The sequence below is a fragment of the Brevundimonas sp. genome, from assembly GCF_052436175.1.
In the GTDB taxonomy this organism is placed as follows: Bacteria; Pseudomonadota; Alphaproteobacteria; order Caulobacterales; family Caulobacteraceae; genus Brevundimonas.
The window spans coordinates 1-20,784 of record NZ_JBQVNM010000050.1 but is presented as its reverse complement, the minus strand read 5'-3'; the positions used below and the strand labels follow the sequence as shown (position 1 = coordinate 20,784).

Here is a 20,784-nt window from a genome sequence, read left to right as displayed (position 1 = left end):
CCCCGATGGTGAACAGGATGGCGCCCAGGGCCAGATAGTGCTGCAGGCCGATCATCAGTGAAGCTCCTCGGGGCTGACGCCGACGCCGGTCTGGACGTCCTTCTTGATCTCGATGGCGGTCTTGGCGTCGCGCGTGACCTGATCGTGGATCTTCTGGCGACGCACGCCCGGCTTGTGGCGCAGGGTCAGGACGATGGCGCCGATCATGGCGATCAGCAGCACGATCCCGGCGGCCTGGAAGAAGTAGACATAGTCCGTATAGAGCACCCGGCCGATGGCCTCGATGTTCGACATGTCCTCGGTGCCGACCGCCGGGGCCGTGGCCCCCGCCGCCGCGCCGCCCGAGGCGACCGTCACCGAGATCACGATCATCTCGACCAGCAGCACCAGGGCGATGATGGCCGCGAACGGCAGGTAGCGCGCATAGCCCTCGCGCAGCCGCACGAAGTCCACGTCCAGCATCATGACGACGAACAGGAACAGCACCGCCACGGCGCCGACGTAGACGACCACCAGCAGCATGGCGAGGAACTCGGCGCCCATCAGCACGAACAGGCCCGCCGCCGAGAAGAAGGTCAGGATCAGGAACAGGACCGAGTGCACGGGATTGCGCGCGGTCACGACCAGAAGGGCCGAGATCACGGCGATCGTCGCCAGCAGATAAAACGCTATGCCTTGCAGCATGGGCGGGACCGAGCCCCCTTCAGTTTCGTCCGCCCTTCCCTCTCGGAATCGGCGGCCGGTTCAAGCGAGACGGGCCTTAACGGTAAGGCGCGTCGAGTTCCAGATTCTTCGCGATCTGCCGTTCCCAGCGGTCGCCGTTGTCGAGCAGGCGTTGTTTGTCGAAATACAGTTCTTCGCGCGTCTCGGTGGCGAACTCGGAGTTCGGCCCCTCGACGATGGCGTCCACCGGGCAGGCCTCCTGGCACAGGCCGCAGTAGATGCATTTGACCATGTCGATGTCGTAGCGGGTCGTGCGGCGGCTGCCGTCGGCGCGCGGTTCGGCCTCGATGGTGATGGCCTGGGCGGGGCAGATGGCCTCGCACAGCTTGCAGGCGATGCAGCGTTCCTCGCCGTTCGCGTAGCGGCGCAGGGCGTGCTCGCCCCGGAAGCGCGGCGACTGCGGGTTGCGCTCGAACGGATAGTTGACCGTCATCTTGGGACGGAACATCTCGCGCACCGTCAGGCCGACGGCGCCGACGGCGGCGATCAGCAGGGCCCCCGTCAGGGTCTGGGTCAGTCGGGCCAGCATCAGTTCGGGTCTCCCGGACGGCGGCAATCGCGTTTGTAGCGGTCGCTGTCCTTGTTCATCATTCCGCACAGGCGGACACGTTCGGCCTCGCGCCGCTGGATATCCTCCTGGCGACGCTCCCACTGGTAGACCGAGGTCGGCTCGGGGTCATAGGCCCGCGGAAAGGCGCAGGCCGAGGTCGCGAATGCAGAGACGGCGATCAGGGTCATGCGGATCACGCCCCCACCACGAAGACGCGCCAGGCCGAGACGCCCACGACCGCCACCAGCGAGGTCGGCAGGAAGATCTTCCAGCCCAGACGCATCAGCTGGTCATAGCGATAGCGCGGCACGAAACCCTTCACGACCGCGAACATGAAGAACCAGAAGACGATCTTCACACACAGAACCAGCAGGTAGAACAGGTTGGCGATCCATTCCGGCCACTGGCTCAGGCCGATCAGTTCGACATCAAAGCCCGGGTTCCATCCACCGAAGAACAGGATGGAGATCATCGCGCACATGAAGATGATGTTCACGTACTCGCCCATCATGAACAGCAGATAGGGGGTCGAGGAATATTCGACCTGATAGCCGGCCACGAGCTCGGACTCGGCCTCGGGCAGGTCGAACGGCGGGCGGTTCGTCTCGGCCAGGGCCGAGACGAAGAAGACGATCGCCATCGGGAACATGATGACGATGGTGGGCCAGGTGTCGGCTCCGCCGCCGAAGGCGAACCAGTTCCAGATCCAGCCGTCCTGCTGCGTCACGATCTCCGACAGGTTCATCGTTCCGGCCAGCAGGATGACGTTGATGATCACCAGGCCGATGGAGACCTCATAAGACACCATCTGGGCCGCCGACCGCAGCGAGCCGAGGAACGGATACTTCGAGTTCGAAGCCCAGCCCCCCATGATGATGCCGTACACGCCCAGCGAGCTGATCGCGAAGATGTAGAGGATGCCGACGTTCAGGTCCGAGATCACCCAGCCCGGCGCGAACGGAATGACCGCCCAGGTGATGAAGGCCGTGATGACGGTGATGACCGGCGCCAGCAGGAAGACCGCCTTGTCGGCGCCCGCCGGCACGACGATCTCCTTCAGCACGAACTTGATCATGTCGGCGAAGGACTGGAGCAGGCCGAACGGACCCACGACGTTGGGTCCTTTGCGCATCTGGATGCCCGCCCAGATCTTGCGGTCGGCCAGCAGCAGGAAGGCCACGGCGATCAGCACGCCGACGGTCACCAGCAGGATCATGCCCGTGGTGAAGATGAACCAGCCGAGGGGAGAAGACCAGAATTCCATCAGGCGACCCCGGCCAGCAGAAGAGCGAACGAAATAATCAGAACCGTCATCGCCAACCAGCAACCCCGTACAAGCCAAAGCAAGGACTCAACCTTGGCGTCAGCCGGGGGAGCCTCTCGTCCGAACAGCATCCGACCGATCCGAGAAGTGTCCGTCGAGCTAAGAGAATAACCGCCAAAATGCTTCTGCCACGACACGCCAAGCCGGCGTGTGATCAGAAACAGGCAAGCGAAAAGCGTCAGGCCGACGATCCACGCGCCGCCAAAGGCCACCCAGGCCAAGGGAGGAATGTCTGCGCCCTGCACGCCCTTACTCCGCCGCCATCGCGGCCGGCTGAACGCGCTGGGCGCTCAGTTCGGCCATGGTCGCGCTGGCGCGCGCGATCGGGTTGTTCAGATACGGGTCCAGCGTCGCCGTGTGGAAGGCGCTGTCGCCCAGGTCGCCCTTCACGCCAAGCTTCGACGGATCGAAGGTCGCGGACGTAGCCAGATAGGCGATGCGGCCGCAGGTCGGATGGTCCGCCATCAGCTTCGAACGCAGTTGGTTCAGGCTGTCATAAGGCAGGGTCTGGCCGACGCGCTCGGACAGGGCGCGGATGACGGCCCAGTCTTCCTTGGCGTCGCCCTTGGGGAAGACGACCCGTTCGGCCATCTGCACCCGGCCTTCGGTGTTCACATACAGGCCCGACTTCTCGGTATAGGCCGCGCCTGGCAGGATGACGTCGGCGCCGTGGGCCCCGTTGTCGCCGTGGCTGCCCAGATAGACGCGGAAGGCGTTCGACGCCGTCGCATTGACCTCGTCGGCGCCGAGCAGGAACAGCACGTCCAGGGCGTCGGGCTTCAGCATCTCCGCGACGGTCAGACCGCCGTCCGCCGGGACAAAGCCCATGTCGAGCCCGGCCACGCGCGCGGCCGCCGAATGCAGGACATTGAAGCCGTTCCAGCCGTCAGCGATGACGCCCGACTTCTTCGCCAGGGTGCCGAGGGCGTTCAGCACCGCCGCACCGTTGGCGCCCGACAGGGCCGCCGAACCGACGATGATCGCCGGACGCTCGGCCTTGGCCAGGGCGTCGGTCGCCGCCTTGGGCAGTTTGGCCAGGGTCTTCGCCCCGGCGCCCAGCCAGCTGTATTTGTAGGTCAGGTCAGCCTGTTCGCCGACGACGGCGATCTCGGCCTTTCCGGCCAGCCAGATCTTGCGCAGCCGGGTGTTCAGCAGCGGCGCCTCGGTACGCGGATTGACGCCCACCAGCAGGACATAGTCGGCGTTTTCAATGCCTTGCAGGCTCGAGTTAAACAGCCAGCTTTCGCGCGGGCCCTCGCCCAGGGCCGCACCGTCCTGACGGCAGTCGGTGTTGGCCGAGCCCAGGGCGCGGAACAGGTCCAGCGTCGCCTTCATCGACTCCGCGTCCTGCAGGTCGCCGGCGATGGCGCCGATCCGGTTCGCCGGAGCGGCCTTCAGCTTCGCGGCCACGACCGACAGGGCCTCGTCCCAGGACGCGGCGCGCAACTTGCCGTTCTCGCGCACCCAGGGCCGATCCAGACGGCGCTTCTGTAGGCCGTCGACGGCGTAACGGCTGCGGTCGGCCAGCCATTCCTCGTTGATGCCCTCATGGACGCGCGGCAGCACCCGCATCACCTCGGCGCCCTTGGAATCGGCGCGGATGTTGGAACCCAGGGCGTCCATGACGTCGATGGTCTCGGTCTTTTTCAGCTCCCACGGGCGGTAGTGATACTGCCACGGCCGATGGGTCAGGGCGCCGACCGGGCATAGGTCGTTGACGTTGCCCGATAGCTCCGAGTCGATGTTCTTTTCCAGATAGGTCGTGATCTCGGCGTCCTCGCCACGCGAGATCATGCCGATGTCCGGCACGCCCGCCACCTCGGAGATGAAGCGGACGCAGCGGGTGCACTGGATGCACCGGGTCATGAAGGTCTTGACCGTCGGACCCATGTTCTTTTCTTCGACGGCGCGCTTGTTCTCCGAATAGCGCGAGCCGTCGCGGCCATATCCGACCGACTGGTCCTGCAGGTCGCATTCGCCGCCCTGGTCGCAAATCGGGCAGTCGAGGGGGTGATTAATGAGCAGGAACTCCATCACCCCTTCGCGCGCCTTCTTGACCATCGGCGTGTCGGTGAAGATTTCCTGGCCATCGGCGGCCGGCAGGGCGCACGACGCCTGCGGCTTCGGCGGTCCGGGCTTCACCTCGACCAGGCACATGCGGCAGTTGCCGGCGATCGACAGCCGCTCGTGATAGCAGAAGCGCGGGATTTCCTGCCCGGCGCGCTCGGCGACCTGGAGCACGGTCATGCCGGGCTCGAACTCGGTTTCTACGCCGTTGACCTTGGCGACGGGCATCAGCGGGCCTCTTGTTTGGCGGCGGGAGCCGCCATCTGGACATCAACGGACATCTCGCGACCGTCGCGGAACAGGCCCACGCGATCGCCGTCAGCCCGGCATTCGAAACTCAGCACGCCGCCATCCACCGGCGCCGGCCAGGATACGTCCGCCCTGCCCTCGCCCGCGCCCTTAAAGGTCACCGCGTCGCCGGTCTGGCCGAACATGCGGTCGACCACGTCGCGGCAGGCGCCCTCGAGATCGGTCGCCGTTGTGGGGACCGGGACCGGGGTCGTCGTCGGCGCGACGGAGGAGGCTTCGGGGGCCTCGACCTTTTCGGCGGGCTGACCACAGGCGGAAAGCAGGAGCACGGACATGGCCCCCAACCCACATACCGTCATCCTCGGGCTTGACCCGAGGATCGGACGTCGGCGCGCACGAGCGAGGACGCGCGGCGACATCGCGCCACGCACGTCTGCACGTCCTCCGGAACGCCCGGCCCTCGGGTCGACCCCAAGGGTGACGGTGATGTCGGCGAGAGACCTCATCCCTACTCCGCCGCGATCGCGTGGCCGGCGAAGTTCGCGCGGCGGCTGCGGTAGTCGGAGATGCGGTCCTCGATCTCGTGACGGAAGTGCCGGATCAGACCCTGAACGGGCCAGGCGGCGGCGTCGCCGAGGGCGCAGATGGTGTGGCCCTCGACCTGACCGGCGACGTCGAGCAGCAGGTCGATCTCTGACGGATCGGCCTCGCCCACGGCCATCCGCTCCAGAACGCGCCACATCCAGCCGGTGCCTTCGCGGCAGGGCGTGCACTGGCCGCAGCTCTCATGCTTGAAGAAGTAGCTGATGCGGGCGATCGCCTTCACGATATCGGTGGACTCATCCATCACCGTCACACCGGCGGTGCCCAGCGACGAACGGTGTTCACGCATGGAATCGAAGTCCATCAGGGCGACTTCGGCCTGCTCGCGCGTGATGACCGGGCAGGACGCGCCGCCGGGCATGATCGCCTTCAGATGCCCCCAGCCGCCGCGCACGCCGCCGCCGTGATCCTCGATCAGCTGGCGCAGCGGGATCGACATGGCCTCCTCGACCACGCAGGGCGTCATCACATGCCCTGACAGGGACATCAGTTTGGTGCCGGTGTTGTTCGGGCGGCCGAAGCCGGCGAACCAGTCGGCCCCGCGACGCAGGATCGTGCCGACGACGGCGATCGACTCGACGTTGTTCACCGTGGTCGGGCAACCATAGAGGCCGGCGCCGGCGGGGAACGGCGGCTTCAGGCGCGGCTGGCCCTTCTTGCCCTCCAGCGATTCCAGCAGAGCCGTCTCTTCACCGCAGATATAGGCGCCGCCGCCGTGGTGGATATAGACGTCGAAGTCCCAGCCGTGGACGTTGTTCTTGCCGATCAGGCGAGCCTCATAGGCCTGCTTGACCGCCGTCTCCATGCGCTCCCGTTCCAGCACATATTCGCCGCGCAGATAGATGTAGCAGGCGTGGGCCTGCATCGCGAAGGAGGCGATCAGACAGCCTTCGATCAGCAGGTGGGGATCATGGCGCATGATCTCCCGGTCCTTGCAGGTTGCGGGCTCGGATTCGTCGGCATTGACGACCAGGTAGTGAGGCCGGTCCTTCACTTCCTTGGGCAAGAAGGAACACTTCAGACCCGTGGAGAAGCCGGCGCCGCCGCGGCCACGCAGGCCGGACGCCTTGACGTTGTTGATGATCCAGTCGCGCCCAAGGTCCAGCATGTCCTTGGTGGCGTTCCAGCAGCCGCGGGTCTTCGCGCCTTCCAGACCCCAGTCCTGGAGCCCGTACAGGTTGGTGAAGATGCGGTCCTTGTCTTCCAGGATCCCGACCATCAGGAGCGGTCCTCTTTATTCAGCTTCAACAGACGGACCAGAACCGCCACTTCCAGAGCGGCGCCGGCCGCCAGCAGACCCCAGCCGAGCCAGACCATCCATGGCGACGTGGTCTCGACAACCACAGCCAGAACGAGGCCGATCACCAGCAGGGCCGAACCGATCGGCATGAGCGCCAGCGTCTTGCGCTGCGCATCGTTCAGGGGCTTGCGGTCGGCCATCACAGTTCCCCCGACAGACGGCGGCGATTGTATCGGGTGCGCACGAAGATGGCCGCAAGCACCAGCGCCCAGCCCAGCGCCAGCATGGCGTAGCCGGCGTTGGTCGCCAGCTCATAGGCCGCGATCCAGCCCTGACGGGCAGCGACAATCACCAGGGCGGCGGCGACGATCAGCGCCAGCCCGCCCAGACGCAGGGGCCAACCCACGCGCTTGAGCTCGGCGCGATACGCCGCCCTGCCCTCGTCCGTGTTGAGATCGGGAAGCGTCATGCCTTCACCGGCTCGGAGTTCGGCAGTTTCTTGATCTTCTTCGCGGCCGAGCCGTCATACAGCTTCGGATCGGTCAGGGTCCGGGCCCCGCCCTGAGGCGCGGCGTTGACGCGATCGACACGCGGGCCGGGCTTGGGCGTCTTGCCGGCGGCGAAGTCGTCGATGATCTTTTCCATGTCCGAGGCCGTCAGGTCCTCGAAATAGTAGTCGTTGATCATGGCCATGGGCGCGTTGGAGCAGGCGCCCAGGCACTCGACCTCTTCCCAGTAGAACTTGCCGTCGGCCGACAGGGTCTGTTTCGGGCCGATCCGGCTCTTGCACACCCTCATCAGTTCACCCGAACCGCGCAGCATGCAGGGCGTCGTGCCGCAGACCTGGATCAGGGCGGCCGAGCCGACCGGCTCCAGCATGAACATGGTGTAGAAGGTCGCGACCTCCAGCACCCGGATGTAGGCCATGCCGAGATAGTCGGCGAGCAGGCGGATGGCGGGCTCGGACACCCAGCCCTCCTGCTTCTGGATCAGCCACAGGCCCGGGATGACCGCCGACTGGCGACGGTCGGCGGGATACTTCTGTATCCACCAGTCGAGCTTGGTCTTGGTCGCCTTGGAGAAGGCGAACGAGGCGGGCTGTTCTTTGGCGAGACGACGAACGCTCATTCACACACCTCCGTCACCCTCGGGCTTGACCCGAGGGTCGGACGGTCAACGAAAAGAATAGTGGGTCGACGCAAAGTGGCGACAGCGCGCGCCGTCCTCGTCATGCCCGCTGCGGATGATCCAATCCTGGGGTCAAGCCCGAGGATGACGGTGGGACACATACTCACCGGTCCACCTCCCCGAACACGATGTCCAGCGAACCGAGGATGGCCGAAACGTCGGCCAGCATGTGGCCGCGGTTCATCCAGTCCATCGCCTGCAGGTGGCGGAAGCCCGGCGCGGACAGCTTGACGCGATACGGCCGGTTGGTGCCGTCGGACACGACATAGACGCCGAACTCGCCCTTCGGCGCCTCGACGGCCGCATAGACCTCGCCGGGAGGCGTCTTGAAGCCCTCGGTGTAGAGCTTGAAGTGGTGGATCAGGCTTTCCATCGATCGCTTCATCTCGGCGCGGCGCGGCGGGACCAGCTTGTTGTCCTCGGCCAGCACCGGTTCGCCCGGGCAGTTGCGCAGCTTGTGGATGCACTGCTCCATCAGATGGACCGACTGCTTCATCTCCTCGATGCGGCAGAGGTAGCGATCCCATCAGTCGCCGTGCTTGCCGACCACCACATCGAAGTCGAGGTCCGCATAGCACTCATAGGGCTGCGACTTGCGCAGATCCCAGGCGATGTCGGAGCCGCGCAGCATCACGCCGGTGAAGCCCCAGGCCAGGGCCTGTTCCTTGGACACCACGCCGATGTCCACGTTGCGCTGCTTGTAGATGCGGTTCTCGGTGACCAGGGCCTCGATGTCCGCCAGCTTGCCGGGGAACTGTTTGCACCAGGCGTCGATGTCGTCGATCAGGGCCGAGGGCAGGTCCTGATGCACCCCGCCGGGCCGGAAATAGTTGGCGTGGAGACGCGCGCCGCAGGCCCGCTCATAGAAGACCATCAGCTGCTCGCGCTGCTCGAAGCCCCACAGCGGCGGCGTCAGGGCGCCGACGTCCAGGGCCTGGGTCGTCACGTTCAGCATGTGCGACAGGATGCGCCCGATCTCGGAATACAGCACCCGGATCAGCTGGCCGCGATACGGCACCTCCAGCCCCAGCAGCCGCTCGATGGCCAGGCAGAAGGCATGCTCCTGATTCATCGGCGCCACATAGTCGAGGCGGTCCAGATAAGGGATGTTCTGGAGGTAGGTGCGGGCCTCCATCAGCTTCTCGGTGCCGCGATGCAGCAGGCCGATGTGAGGATCGACCCGCTCCACCACCTCGCCGTCCAGCTCCAGCACCAGACGCAGCACGCCGTGGGCGGCCGGGTGTTGCGGGCCGAAGTTGATGGTGAACTTGCGATCGTCCATCTCGCGGGCGTGCTGGGTACGCGTGTCGTGGTCGACCCCGTGCCCGGTTTCCCAGATGTCGAGGTCCGAACCGATCGCGGCGCTGGGGTGTCCGTCGGCCATCAGGCTTTCCCTCCCGAAGGCGCGGCCTTGCCGGCCGCAGCCGCCTGCGCCGCCTTTTCGTCGCCGGGCAGGATCTGGCCGGGATACTCGGCGCCTTCCCACGGAGACAGGAAGTCGAAGTTGCGGAATTCCTGGGTCAGTTTGACGGGCTCATAGACCACCCGCTTCTGTTCCTCGTCGTACCGGACCTCGACATAGCCGGTCATCGGGAAGTCCTTGCGCAGCGGATGCCCCTGGAACCCATAGTCGGTCAGCAGCCGACGCATGTCCGGATGGCCCGAGAAGATCATGCCGTACATGTCGAACGCCTCGCGCTCGAACCAGCCCGCCGCCGGATAGACCGGAATGGCGCTCGGCACCGGCTGGACCTCATCGGTCGAGACCTTCACCCGCACCCGGGCGTTCCGCGTCAGCGACAGCAGATGATAGACCACGTCGAACCGCTCGGCCCGCTCGGGATAGTCCACGCCGCACAGGTCGATAAGCTGCTGGAAGCCGAACCGGTCGCGCAGGTCCGTCAGCACCTCGATGATGCGATCCCGATGGCAGGTCAGGGTCAGCTCGCCGAAGGCGACGCTGGCGTCCACGCCCAGCTCGGCGACCATCTCCTGCCCCAACGGGGTCAGGACGGCCGTATGGGCCTCGATCTGCTCGACCGTGCCCAGCGAAAGGATCTCGCCGCTCATCGTTCGATCGTCCCCGTGCGACGGATCTTCTTCTGCAACTGCAACAGGCCGTAGACCAGAGCCTCGGCCGTCGGCGGGCACCCGGGCACATAGACGTCCACCGGCACGACCCGGTCGCAGCCGCGCACCACGCTGTAGCTGTAGTGGTAGTAGCCGCCGCCGTTGGCGCAGGACCCCATCGACAGGACGTAGCGCGGGTCCGGCATCTGGTCATAGACCTTGCGCAGGGCCGGAGCCATCTTGTTGGTCAGGGTGCCGGCGACGATCATCAGGTCGGACTGACGCGGGCTGGCGCGAGGAGCCATCCCGAACCGCTCCAGGTCATAGCGCGGCATCGACGCCTGGATCATCTCCACGGCGCAGCAGGCCAGACCGAAGGTCATCCACATCAGGGAGCCGGTGCGGGCCCAGGTGATGACGTCGTCGAGCGGCGCAGTCAGGAAGCCCTTCTCGGCGACCTCGGTGTTGACCGCCTCAAAGAACTTGTCGTGCAGGGCCGGGTCGTAGCCCTCCACCCGCGAACGGGCGGCCAGGCCATAGCTCGACGCGATCGGCTGGCCCGAGGCGGTCACCAGGCCGCTGCCCGCCGCCACGGTGTTGGGGGCTACTCCCATTCCAGGGCGCCTTTCTTCCATTCGTAGATGAAGCCGACGGTCAGGACGCCGAGGAAGACCATCATCGACCAGAAGGCGAAGACCATGCCGCCCTTGGACAGGTCGAACATCGACACGGCCCAGGGGAAGAGGAAGGCCACTTCCAGATCGAAGATGATGAAGAGGATGGAGACGAGATAGAACCGGACGTCGAACTTCATGCGCGCGTCGTCGAAGGCGTTGAAGCCGCACTCATAGGCCGACAGCTTTTCAGAGTCGGGGTTCGACGGCGCCATCAGCCAGGCTGCGACCATGAACAGGACGCCGATCACCGCCGCGAGACCGATGAAGATCACGATCGGCAGGTACTGAAGCAGAAATTCGTTCATTCGAGAGACCTCGTACGCCATCCGCGTGCTGGGGAGGACGGCGGATTCGGCGCTTCTTAGACCCAAGAGCGCCGCCGTTCAAACCCAAGCGGGCAAAGGATTTTCCTGCGAACGGTTCGCAGTCGGTCGCATTTGTCGCAGTTGCCTCGGGCGCGACGATCCGTCCTGACTATGAAGGCCCCGACCGAGGGGGCGGCAGGGACGATTCATGACCGAGACGCGCGGCTTTCTGGGGTTCATCGAACGGACGGGAAACCGTCTGCCGGACCCCGTTTTTCTGTTTTTGTGGCTGATCCTCGGCCTGATCGCCCTGAGCCTGGTCGGCGCCGGTCTCGGCTGGTCGGCGGTCAATCCCGTCACCGGCGAGACCATGGCGGCCAAGAGCCTGCTGTCGGCCGAGAACCTCGAGAAGCTCATCATCGGCATGCCGCGCACCCTGGCCGACTTCCCGCCGCTGGCGATCGTGGTGACCATCATCTACGGCGCCTCGGTGGCCGAGCGGACCGGCCTGTTCGCCACCGCCATCCGGGGCGCCCTGCTGAACGCGCCCAAGGCCATCCTGACCCCGGTGGTCGTGGTGGTGGGGATGGTGTCGCACCACGCGTCGGACGCCTCCTATGTCGTGGTGATCCCTCTGGCGGCGGTGATCTTCGCCGCAGCCGGCCGTCACCCCCTGGCCGGCCTCGCCGCCGGGTTCGCGGCCGTCTCGGGCGGATATGCGGGCAACCTTTTCCCCGGCGCGTCCGACGCCCTGATTCTCGGCATCACCGAGCCTGCCGCCCGGCTGATCGACCCGACCTATTCGGTGAACATCGCCGGCAACTGGTTCTTCATCGTCGGGGTGGTGATCGTCTTCACCCCGATCGTCTGGTTCCTGACCGACCGGGTGATCGAACCGCGACTGGGCAAATGGTCCCCTGCCCCCGGCGCGGTCGTCCCCGCCACCGCCGAGGCCGAGCGCGCGCCCCTCACCCCCGAACAGAAGAAGGGCCTGGCCTGGGCCGGGCTGGCCGTCCTGGGCATGATCGCCCTTTGGACCGCGATCACCCTCCTGCCCGGCTCCCCCTTCGTCGATCCCGAGGCCGAAGCCGGACAGACCTACAACCCGCTCTACAAGTCTCTCGTCGCCTTCTTCGCCGCGACCTTCTTCGTTGCGGGCGGCGCCTACGGCGCAGGGTCAGGCACCGTAAAGACCCATCGCGACATGGTGCGGATGATGGTCGAGGGCATCGCCCAGCTGGCGCCCTATATCGTCCTGGCCTTCTTCGCCGCCCACTTCGTGGCCATGTTCAACTGGTCTGGCCTCGGCCCGATCCTGGCGGTCAACGCCGCCGCGGGCCTGAAGACCCTAGCCCTGCCGACGCCCCTGCTGTTGATCTCGGTGGTGCTGGTCTCGTGCTTCTTCGACCTGTTCATCGGCTCGGCCTCGGCCAAGTGGTCGGCCCTCGCCCCCATCGTGGTGCCGATGTTCATGCTGCTGGGGATCAGCCCGGAGATGACCACCGCCGCCTACCGGATGGGAGATTCGGTCACCAACATCGCCACGCCCCTGATGAGCTACTTCCCGCTGATCCTGACCTTCGCCCAGCGGTGGGACCGATCCTTCGGCCTGGGATCGCTGATGGCGACCATGCTGCCCTATGCGGGGGCCTTCCTCGTCGCGGGCCTGCTGATGGTGGCCGCCTGGGTGGCGCTGGACCTGCCTCTGGGGCCGGGCGTGGGGGTGCACTACACCCCGCCGCCGCTCGCCGCCGCGGCCCCGGCCGCGCCATGACACGGGACCTCCCAGGAGAAAGCACGGGGTTCGTCGAGAAAGTCGGAAATGTCCGCAGGGGTCGCTTGACAGGGGAAGCCGCCCCCGCCTAAACGACGCCCCTCGCCGCGACGCACTGCTTCGCGGCCGGGAATGCGGGTGTAGCTCAGTTGGTTAGAGTGCCGGCCTGTCACGCCGGAGGTCGCGGGTTCGAGCCCCGTCACTCGCGCCACTTCTTGTAATCGCAGGAAGTGGCGCGTCCGCCCCCTTCAAATCCCGAATACCACCCGTTTACGGCCCCCGACGCGCCCCGCGTCAGTGAACGGCCCAGTCCGTCGCCGGCTGCACGAAGTCCGGACGTCCGCTGACGTCGCCATAGACCATGCACAGGTCCTCAAAGACCCGGCTCCAGGCGAACCGCTCCACGGCATAGACCCGCGCCGCCTGTCCCAACGCCTCGACGTCGCGCGCGAACAGAGCCTCGACGGCCTCGGCGTAGTCGTCGGGGTCGGCCGAACGGGCCAGTTGGCCGACCTCGTGGGTCACGGTCTCGGCCACCCCCCCGGCGTTGACCCCCACGACGGGGCGGCCACAGGCCATGGCCTCCAGCACGATCAGGCCGAACGGCTCCTTGTCGTTGGCGTGGACGAAGGCGTCGCAGCTGGCGATGATCCGCGCGACCGCCTTGGGGTCTTTTTCATACGGCAGGGCGATGACCCGGTCCTCCGGAGGCATGCCCGTTCCGGCGCCGACCAGCACCAGATGATAGGGCGCGCCCAGTTTCTGGACCGCCTCGATCAGCACATCGATGTTCTTTTCCTTGGCCGGCCGGCCGGCGAAGCACAGCAGGCGGGCGTCCGCGCCCAGCCCCAGCTTCTTCAGCAGCCAGTTCCGATCTCCGCGATCGGGGCGGAAGGTGTCGATCTCCACCCCCAAAGGCCGGATGACGATATTGCCGACGCCGGCCTCTTCCAGACGGCTGGCGATGAACCGGCTGGGCGAGATCACGCGGTCGAACTGCGAGAACAGCCGGGCCCAGCGCTTCTCGACCGGCTTCTTGGCCCATTCGCCAAAGTGCAGCGCCGCGAGACCCGCCGGATCGGAGTGGCAGAAGCCGATGACCGGGCATCCGGCGCGCTGGCCCGCCTCGATCGCCCCCTGCCCCGGCGGGTAGGGGTCGCCCGCCTCGATCAGGGCCGGTTTCATCGACGCCACCCAGGCGCCCCAGCGGCGCACGGAGGTCGGCCAGCGATAGCCGTCGCCGAACGGCAGCTTGGTCGCCCTCAGCTTGACGATGTCATCGGGCCCAGCCTGATGCCGTGCGCCCGGCACGATCAGGGAGTGGGCCACGCCGGGCCGGTTCTCGGCCAGCCAGGCCTTCTTCGATAGCAGGTACCGCTTCACCCCGCCCGACCGAGGCGCGTACAGCATGGTGGTGTCCACCAGCCGGGGCCGGGGATCGTCCGCCGAGGCCCGGAGCGCCTTCAGGGTCGCCGCGACCTCTTCATCGAGCCCGGGGATCAGCTGAAGTTCGCCTTCCTGGACGTCGAGGTCGGTCAGGCTCATGGAAGATCGCTCCGTGGGGTCCGCCGCCCCAACGCGCGTCGCAGGCTTTCGGATGCGTGCGGACGATCTGGAGCGAACCATGACGGCGCCGTAGCCGCGCTTGCGGTCAAGCTCAAGCGCTATCGTCATCCTCGCGAGTCTCGACCTCGGCGCGCTCGGCGACGGACAGGCCGCGTCGCGCCAGGGCCTCGCGCAGCAGCACCTCGACCTGGGCGTTGACCGAGCGCAGTTCGGCGGCCGCGAGTTTCTCGACGGCCGCCATCACCCCCGAAGAGGCGCGCATCAGAAAGGGCTTGCGCGACCGCGCCGGCATCAGCCGTACAGGGTTCCGGTGTTCACGACCGGCTGGGCCTCACGGTCGGCGCACAGCACCACCAGCAGGTTGGAGACCATGGCCGCCTTGCGGTCCTCGTCGAGGTCCACCACGCCGCGTTCGTTGAGATCGGCGAGCGCCGTCTCGACCATGCCCACCGCGCCGGTGACGATCAGGCGGCGGGCCGCCAAAACGGCCTCCGCCTGCTGGCGCCTCAGCATGGCCCCGGCGATCTCCGGCGCATAGGCCAGGTGGGCCAGACGCGCCTCGTCCACCGCGATGCCGGCCGCTTCGACCCGCTTGGCCAGTTCGTCCCGCAGGCGGGCGGCGACATCCTCGGCGTCGGCGCGCAGGGTCAGTTCCTGATCCGCGCCCTCGACATGTTCGCCGTGGTCGTAGGCATAGTGGGAGGCGATGTCGCGCAGACCCGTGTCGATCTGGATGTTGACGAAGGCCTGATAGTCGTCGACGTCGAACAGGGCCTGGGCCGAGTCCTGCACGCGCCAGACGACGTTGGCGGCGATCTCGACCGGGTTGCCGCGCTTGTCGTTCACCTTCAGCTTGTCGCTGGTGACGTTGCGGGCCCGCAACGAGATCTTCTTGCGGCTGTACCAGGGCAGAACCCAGCGCAGGCCGGTCTTGCGATCCGTGCCGCGATACTCTCCGAACAGCAAGATGGCCGTTCCCTCATTGGGTTGCAGCGAATAGAGGCCGCACAGAACCAGCAAACCGACGACGCAGATCGTGATGCCGGCGACGACGAAGAGCAGCGTCCCCGGCGACTGGGCCACCAGAATGGGCCCGCCCACCATCATGGCCAGCCCCAGCAACAGCATCACAATCCCGTTGGACGTGCGGGCCGGACGTTCGGTGGATCTCGTGTTCGACATGGTTCCCTCCCTGCGATCGACAGCGCGATCAAAGTGATATCACTTTGGTATTGCATCGCTTGGCCGTCGTCAACCGGCGTGCGGTCGAATCCGCCGCCTTCGGCCTTGCATTCGCCTCAAATTCGAGAAACTTGAGGCACTCTGGCGCGGCCCCTGTTAGAGGTCGCCGCTGCCATGCGCCTGCGTCTACACAGGACTTGAGTCTACACTGGGCCTGAGCGTCCACAGGGATTGTTTGATCGAATGCGTAAACTTCTCGCGGCCGCCGCGGCGCTCGCCCCCCTGATGGTCGCGACCGGCGTGCAGGCCGAGGTCGTGATCTCCAACACGCGCACCACGCCGATCCAGACCTCGAATGCGACCGGCACGGCGGCCGACGCTATCCGTCTGGCGAGCGGAGGCCGGATTGAGGTCACGAGCGGCGCGGCCGTCACGGTCGATTCGAACCACTCGGTCGATCTGGACAGCGGCAGCACCATCACGATGAACAATTCCGCGTCGGGCTCGACCGGTATTCTCGTGAACGGCGGCACGACCGCCGACATCACCATCGGCGGCGCCATCACGGTGATCGACGCCAATGCGGCCGCCACCGACACGGACGGCGACGGCGACCTCGACGGACAGTTCGCTGCGGGCAGCGATCGCGCCGGCCTGCGCGTGGTCGGCGCCCAGCCGGTCACTGGCTCCATCCTGATGGAGAGCGGCAGTTCGATCAGCGTTCGCGGCAATGACTCCTACGGGATCCTGCTGCAGAGCGGCCTGATCGGCGACATGAAGCTGTTCGGCAGCGTGACCGTGACCGGCGACAACAGCTACGGCGTCCGCACGACGGGTCCGGTGTCGGGGTCGGTTCTGGTCTCCGGCGGCGCGATCAGCACGAACGGCGCGAACGCCGTCGGCGTCGCCGTTGACGGAAATGTCGGCGGGCGTGTCCAGATTCAGGGCGGTGTATCGACCACGGGCTATCGCTACACGACCGCTCCGACCAGCGGCGTCGGCTTCACCAATGTTCCCAAGGAAACCCTGGTTCTCGAGGATCTCGACGCCGACGACTTGCTGCAGAACGGCCCTGCGGTCCGGATCGCCGCCAATGTGGCCGGGGGCGTCCTGCTGGGCGCCGCTCCGGCGACGCTCGTGGCGACGGGCGACGATGACGGCGACGGCGTCAAGAACGGTGATGAGGACGACGACGGCGACGGCGTCAAGAACTCTGACGACACCGACCGCGACGGCGACGGCATCCTGGACGCCAGCGAAGGCACATCGGCGCTCACGTCGATCGGCGGCGCACCGGCCCTGCAGATCGGCTCGACCACCAGCGCCGTCACGGTCGGCGTCCTGGGCGCGGGCGACCTGAACTACGGCCTGGTCAACGAAGGCAGCATCACCGGCACGGGCGTCTATGCCGACGTCGACGCCCGGGCCGTCCAGATCGGCGGCCGGGGTCAGCCCACGACGATCGCCGGGGGGATTCGCAACTCCGGAGCCATCACCGCATCGGCCAATACGGCGGACGCCACCGCGATCGAGCTCGGCGCCGGGGCGACCACGCCCCGGTTCGTCAACTCCGGAACCGTTCTGGCCCAGTCCCAGACCGACAATGCGGACACCGTGACCGGCGTTCTGATCCAGGCCGGGGCGTCCCTGCCCTCGATCACGAACACCGGCACGATCACGGCGGCAGTCGCCGGCGAAGCCGCGACGGCCTACGCCATCCGCGATCTCTCCGGCTCGCTGACCAGCATCGTCAACCAAGGCGGCATCTACGCCGCCATCTCGGCCACCGACGGCACGACCGATACGGATGACGACGACACCGACCCGGCCAACGAGGTCGTCACCGGCAAGGCCATCGCGCTCGACCTGCGCGCGAACACCAGCGGGGTCAGCTTCGTTCAGTCCGGCGCGGTGGGTCGCACCAACCTCGACACCGACGGCGACGGCATCCTGGACAATACGGACACCGACGACGACAACGACGGCGTCCTCGACGGCGCAGACACCGACGACAACGACGACGACAACGACGGCGTCTACGATCAGGACGAGCCGGTGCTCTACGGCTCAATCCTGCTTGGATCCGGCAGCGACACCGTCAGCCTCCAGAACGGAACCGTCATCGGCGACATCGCCTTCGGGGCCGGAGCGGACGCCCTCTCCATCTCGGGCGGCGCGCGGTATCAGGGCGCCCTGTCGGACACCGACGGCCAGCTGACCATCGACGTGTCCAAGGGCACGCTGGACGCGCGTCAAACCACGGCGCTGAACGTCACCAGCCTCAATGTCGGCTCGGAGGGCGACCTGATCGTCACGGTCGATCCCAAGAACGCATCCTCGGGCGGATTCATCGTCTCGGGGAACGCCACCCTCGCCGACGGCGCGGGTCTCGGGGTCAACTTCGCCTCGCTGATCGAGGGACAGCAGCAGTTCAAGATCATCGACGCCGCCACTCTGAACTACGGCGCCGTCGATCTGGCGTCGATCAACGCCAACTCCCCCTATCTCTTCGTCGTCGGCATCACCGCGGACGTCGCCGCCGGTGATGTCTACGCCAATGCCCGCCGGCGCAGCGCCGAGGAGATCAATCTGACGGGCGTGGAGGTGTCGGCCTACGACGCCTTCTATTCCGCCCTCGACGACAACAGCTCGATCCTCCAGGCCTTCCTGGCCCAGAAGGAGCGCGACGGCTTCATCAATCTCTACGAACAGATGCTGCCGGACCACTCGGGCGGTCCGCTGATGTCGCTGGCATCGGGCGTTGAAGCGGTCACGCGCGCCCTGACCGGCCGGAACGCCTCGGCCGCCGAGGGCGAGACCAGCGCCTGGGTTCAGGAGATCAATTTCTACGCCGACAAGGACAAGACCGACACCTCCGGCTTCCGCTCGGAGGGCTTCGGCGTCGCGGGCGGGGTCGAGCGCGGCACGGGCCTGGGCGCCCTGGGCGTCTCGGTGGCCTTCACATCTTCGGACATCCAGGACCCCGAGGCCGAGGCGGAAGAGGTTCTGTCCGCCAACCTGATCGAGCTGGGCCTCGACTGGCGCGCCCAGGGCCATAACTGGACGACCTGGGCCCGGGCGGCCGGCGGCTACGCCAGCTTCGAGGCCAAGCGCTCGCTCGTCGGCGAGGGGCTGTACATCAACAACACCTCCGAATGGAGCGGCTTCACTCTGGCTCTGGCCGGCGGCGCCTCCTACGAGCGCAACTTCGGCCGGTTCAACATCCGCCCCGAGGTCTATGCCGAGTATTTCGGTCTGAACGAGGACTCCCGCGTCGAAAGCGGCGGCGGCGACGGCTTCGATCTCGAGATCGACGAGCGCGAGGGCCACATCTTCTCCACCGTCGCGGCCGTCAACTTCGGCTACGGTTTCGGCACCAACGGCTGGATCCGTCCCGAGGTCCGTCTCGGCTGGCGTCAGAACCTCTCGGTCGACGCGGGCGAGACCATCGGCCGCTTTGTCAACAGCAACGGCCCCGACTTCCGTCTGACGCCCCAGGCGGTCGAGGGCGGCGGCCTGATCGCCGGCTTCCGCCTGTCGGTCGGCAACGAACTGGGCATGCTGTCGATCAACGCCGACGCCGAACAGCTGGAAGACTACATCCGCTACACCCTGCTGCTGCGGGCCAGCTTCATGTTCTGATCCCATCGGATCAAGACCAGACGACGAAGGCCGCCGGATCGCTCCGGCGGCCTTTTTCATTGCGCCTGCGCTCTGGCAACGAGCGCCCGCGGGGCGAGCGTCAGCGCCTGAAATTGGTAGGCGGCGACGGGTTCGAACCGCCGACCCTCTCGGTGTAAACGAGATGCTCTGACCAGCTGAGCTAGCCGCCCTCACCCCGGACGCGGGTTGTGCCCTCCCCGGCCCGCCGGTTCAAGCCCCCGGCACGAACCCGAAAACGAAAACGGCCCGGGATCGCCCCCGGGCCGTCTCGTCCGTCGTTGCGGTCGTCAGTGGCTGACGACGGCGCCGGCCTCGCCGCCCGGCGGCGGGGCCGCGGGGGTCAGGGGCTCGGCGACCTCGTCCCATTCGACCGGCGTCAGGGTGCCGGTCAGGGCCCACTTCAGCGCCTCGTCGGCCGTGGAGATCGGCACGATCTCCAGCGCCGACTTCACATTGTCCGGCACGTCGGCGAGATCCTTCTCGTTCTCCTGCGGGATCAGCACGGTCTTGATGCCGGAGCGCAGGGCGGCCAGCAGTTTCTCCTTCAGGCCGCCGATGGCGGTGACCCGGCCGCGCAGGGTGATCTCGCCGGTCATGGCGATATCCTTGCGGATCGGGATGCCGGTCAGGACCGAGACCATGGCCACCGTCATGGCGACGCCGGCGGACGGGCCGTCCTTCGGCGTGGCGCCGTCCGGCACGTGGACGTGGATGTCGGTCTTCTCGAACAGCGGCGGCTTGACGCCGAAGCTCAGCGAGCGCGCCCGGACGTAGGAGGCGGCGGCGGAGATCGACTCCTTCATCACCTCCTTCAGGTTGCCGGTGACGGTCATCCGACCGCGTCCCGGCATCTTGATCGCCTCGATGGTCAGGATGTCGCCGCCGAACTCGGTCCAGGCCAGACCGGTGACGATGCCGACCTGATCCTCCTCGTCGGTCTCGCCATAGCGGAACTTCTTCACCCCCGCATACTCGGCCAGTTTGGCCGCATCCACGGTGATCGAGGTCACGCCCGTCTTGGACATCTCGCGCACGGCCTTGCGGGCCAGTCCGCCCAAGGCCCGTTCCAGCGAACGCACCCCGGCCTCGCGGGTGTAGTAGCGGATCAGGTCGCGGATCGTGTCTTCCGGCACGACCAGCTCTTCGGCCTTCAGACCATTGTCGGTCGTGACCTTGGGCAGGACGTGGCGCTTGGCGATCTCGACCTTCTCGTCCTCGGTGTAGCCGCTGACCCGGATGATCTCCATCCGGTCCATCAGGGGCTGGGGCATGTTCAGGCTGTTGGCCGTGGTGACGAACATGACGTTGGACAGGTCGTAGTCGACCTCGAGGTAGTGGTCGCCGAACGCATTGTTCTGCGCCGGATCCAGCACCTCCAGCAGGGCCGACGACGGGTCGCCGCGCCAGTCGGCGCCCAGCTTGTCGATCTCGTCCAGCAGGATGAAGGCGTTGGTGGTCTTCACCTTCTTCATCGACTGGATGATCTTGCCGGGCATGGAGCCGATATAGGTCCGGCGGTGGCCGCGGATCTCGCTCTCGTCGCGCACCCCGCCCAGGGACATGCGGACATATTCACGCCCGGTGGCCTTGGCGATCGACTTGG

20 protein-coding genes, 2 tRNA genes and 1 pseudogene are annotated in these 20,784 nt (G+C 66.7%); 3 read left to right on the top strand and 20 right to left on the bottom strand.

What is annotated here, in order from left to right; genetic code table 11:
- Positions 1 to 54: 54 nt before the first annotated feature.
- The 15 genes and pseudogenes from ACT6QK_RS11325 to ACT6QK_RS11255 form a co-directional block, all read right to left on the bottom strand.
- Entirely contained in the window at positions 55 to 684 is a 630-nt protein-coding gene (locus tag ACT6QK_RS11325; protein WP_444597928.1) for an NADH-quinone oxidoreductase subunit J, read from the bottom strand.
- Between the two features lie 76 nt (positions 685 to 760).
- On the bottom strand, positions 761 to 1,252 hold the full coding sequence (nuoI, locus tag ACT6QK_RS11320; RefSeq protein WP_444597927.1) for an NADH-quinone oxidoreductase subunit NuoI: 492 nt from the start codon (positions 1,250 to 1,252) through the stop codon (positions 761 to 763).
- On the bottom strand, positions 1,252 to 1,461 hold the full coding sequence (locus tag ACT6QK_RS11315; RefSeq protein ID WP_444597926.1) for a hypothetical protein: 210 nt from the start codon (positions 1,459 to 1,461) through the stop codon (positions 1,252 to 1,254). The genes nuoI and ACT6QK_RS11315 overlap by 1 nt, the downstream gene beginning before the upstream one ends.
- Before the next feature lie 5 nt (positions 1,462 to 1,466).
- Entirely contained in the window at positions 1,467 to 2,537 is a 1,071-nt protein-coding gene (gene nuoH, locus ACT6QK_RS11310; protein ID WP_444597925.1) for an NADH-quinone oxidoreductase subunit NuoH, read from the bottom strand.
- Positions 2,537 to 2,842, bottom strand: a complete 306-nt coding sequence (locus ACT6QK_RS11305) for a hypothetical protein (protein ID WP_444597924.1) — start codon at positions 2,840 to 2,842, stop codon at positions 2,537 to 2,539. Before ACT6QK_RS11305 ends, nuoH begins: the two co-directional genes overlap by 1 nt.
- Positions 2,843 to 2,846: 4 nt before the next feature.
- Positions 2,847 to 4,892: an NADH-quinone oxidoreductase subunit NuoG gene (gene nuoG, locus ACT6QK_RS11300; RefSeq protein ID WP_444597923.1), complete on the bottom strand. Its 2,046-nt coding sequence runs from the start codon at positions 4,890 to 4,892 to the stop codon at positions 2,847 to 2,849.
- The gene (locus ACT6QK_RS11295) at positions 4,892 to 5,248 is read right to left on the bottom strand and encodes a hypothetical protein (protein WP_444597922.1); all 357 of its coding nucleotides are present in this window, start codon (positions 5,246 to 5,248) and stop codon (positions 4,892 to 4,894) included. Before ACT6QK_RS11295 ends, nuoG begins: the two co-directional genes overlap by 1 nt.
- Before the next feature lie 173 nt (positions 5,249 to 5,421).
- Positions 5,422 to 6,735 (bottom strand): NADH-quinone oxidoreductase subunit NuoF, encoded by a 1,314-nt coding sequence (gene nuoF, locus ACT6QK_RS11290; protein WP_444597921.1) that lies wholly within the window; start codon positions 6,733 to 6,735, stop codon positions 5,422 to 5,424.
- Positions 6,735 to 6,956, bottom strand: a complete 222-nt coding sequence (locus tag ACT6QK_RS11285) for a hypothetical protein (protein WP_444597920.1) — start codon at positions 6,954 to 6,956, stop codon at positions 6,735 to 6,737. Before ACT6QK_RS11285 ends, nuoF begins: the two co-directional genes overlap by 1 nt.
- Positions 6,956 to 7,225, bottom strand: coding sequence for a hypothetical protein (locus ACT6QK_RS11280; RefSeq protein WP_444597919.1), 270 nt, complete (start codon positions 7,223 to 7,225; stop codon positions 6,956 to 6,958). The genes ACT6QK_RS11285 and ACT6QK_RS11280 overlap by 1 nt, the downstream gene beginning before the upstream one ends.
- Positions 7,222 to 7,884 carry an NADH-quinone oxidoreductase subunit NuoE gene (gene nuoE, locus ACT6QK_RS11275; protein WP_444597918.1) on the bottom strand — a complete coding sequence of 221 codons (663 nt, stop codon included), beginning with the start codon at positions 7,882 to 7,884 and terminating at the stop codon, positions 7,222 to 7,224. Before nuoE ends, ACT6QK_RS11280 begins: the two co-directional genes overlap by 4 nt.
- 163 nt (positions 7,885 to 8,047) lie before the next feature.
- Positions 8,048 to 9,226 (bottom strand): annotated as a pseudogene (locus ACT6QK_RS11270) (NADH-quinone oxidoreductase subunit D).
- 101 nt (positions 9,227 to 9,327) lie between these two features.
- Entirely contained in the window at positions 9,328 to 9,933 is a 606-nt protein-coding gene (locus ACT6QK_RS11265) for an NADH-quinone oxidoreductase subunit C (RefSeq protein ID WP_444597929.1), read from the bottom strand.
- 77 nt (positions 9,934 to 10,010) lie between these two features.
- Complete coding sequence (locus ACT6QK_RS11260) at positions 10,011 to 10,628, bottom strand: NuoB/complex I 20 kDa subunit family protein (protein ID WP_444597917.1); 618 nt, start codon at positions 10,626 to 10,628, stop codon at positions 10,011 to 10,013.
- Entirely contained in the window at positions 10,619 to 10,996 is a 378-nt protein-coding gene (locus ACT6QK_RS11255; protein ID WP_444597916.1) for an NADH-quinone oxidoreductase subunit A, read from the bottom strand. Before ACT6QK_RS11255 ends, ACT6QK_RS11260 begins: the two co-directional genes overlap by 10 nt.
- A 208-nt stretch (positions 10,997 to 11,204) precedes the next feature.
- Between ACT6QK_RS11255 and ACT6QK_RS11250 the strand changes: the two genes are divergently transcribed.
- Together ACT6QK_RS11250 and ACT6QK_RS11245 are read left to right on the top strand one after the other, a co-directional pair.
- A complete protein-coding gene (locus ACT6QK_RS11250) occupies positions 11,205 to 12,770 on the top strand; it encodes an AbgT family transporter (RefSeq protein ID WP_444597915.1) in 1,566 nt (521 codons plus the stop codon).
- A 134-nt stretch (positions 12,771 to 12,904) separates the two neighbouring features.
- Positions 12,905 to 12,981 (top strand) — tRNA-Asp (locus ACT6QK_RS11245).
- Positions 12,982 to 13,064: 83 nt separating this feature from the next.
- Here the strand turns inward: ACT6QK_RS11245 and ACT6QK_RS11240 are convergent.
- The 3 genes from ACT6QK_RS11240 to ACT6QK_RS11230 form a co-directional block, all read right to left on the bottom strand.
- The gene (locus ACT6QK_RS11240) at positions 13,065 to 14,315 is read right to left on the bottom strand and encodes a glycosyltransferase (protein ID WP_444597914.1); all 1,251 of its coding nucleotides are present in this window, start codon (positions 14,313 to 14,315) and stop codon (positions 13,065 to 13,067) included.
- Positions 14,316 to 14,427: 112 nt separating this feature from the next.
- Entirely contained in the window at positions 14,428 to 14,598 is a 171-nt protein-coding gene (locus ACT6QK_RS11235) for a hypothetical protein (protein WP_444597913.1), read from the bottom strand.
- 29 nt (positions 14,599 to 14,627) lie between these two features.
- The gene (locus ACT6QK_RS11230) at positions 14,628 to 15,518 is read right to left on the bottom strand and encodes an SPFH domain-containing protein (RefSeq protein WP_444597912.1); all 891 of its coding nucleotides are present in this window, start codon (positions 15,516 to 15,518) and stop codon (positions 14,628 to 14,630) included.
- A gap of 243 nt (positions 15,519 to 15,761) precedes the next feature.
- On the opposite strand from ACT6QK_RS11230, the gene ACT6QK_RS11225 reads away from it, so the two are divergent.
- Entirely contained in the window at positions 15,762 to 19,160 is a 3,399-nt protein-coding gene (locus ACT6QK_RS11225; protein WP_444597911.1) for an autotransporter outer membrane beta-barrel domain-containing protein, read from the top strand.
- A gap of 114 nt (positions 19,161 to 19,274) precedes the next feature.
- Here ACT6QK_RS11225 and ACT6QK_RS11220 read toward each other — a convergent pair.
- Both ACT6QK_RS11220 and ACT6QK_RS11215 read right to left on the bottom strand, forming a co-directional pair.
- Positions 19,275 to 19,351: transfer RNA gene (locus tag ACT6QK_RS11220), tRNA-Val, on the bottom strand.
- Positions 19,352 to 19,468: 117 nt separating this feature from the next.
- Positions 19,469 to 20,784, bottom strand: a 1,316-nt coding sequence (locus ACT6QK_RS11215) for a S16 family serine protease (RefSeq protein WP_444597910.1), incomplete at its 5' end; no start/stop codon positions are given.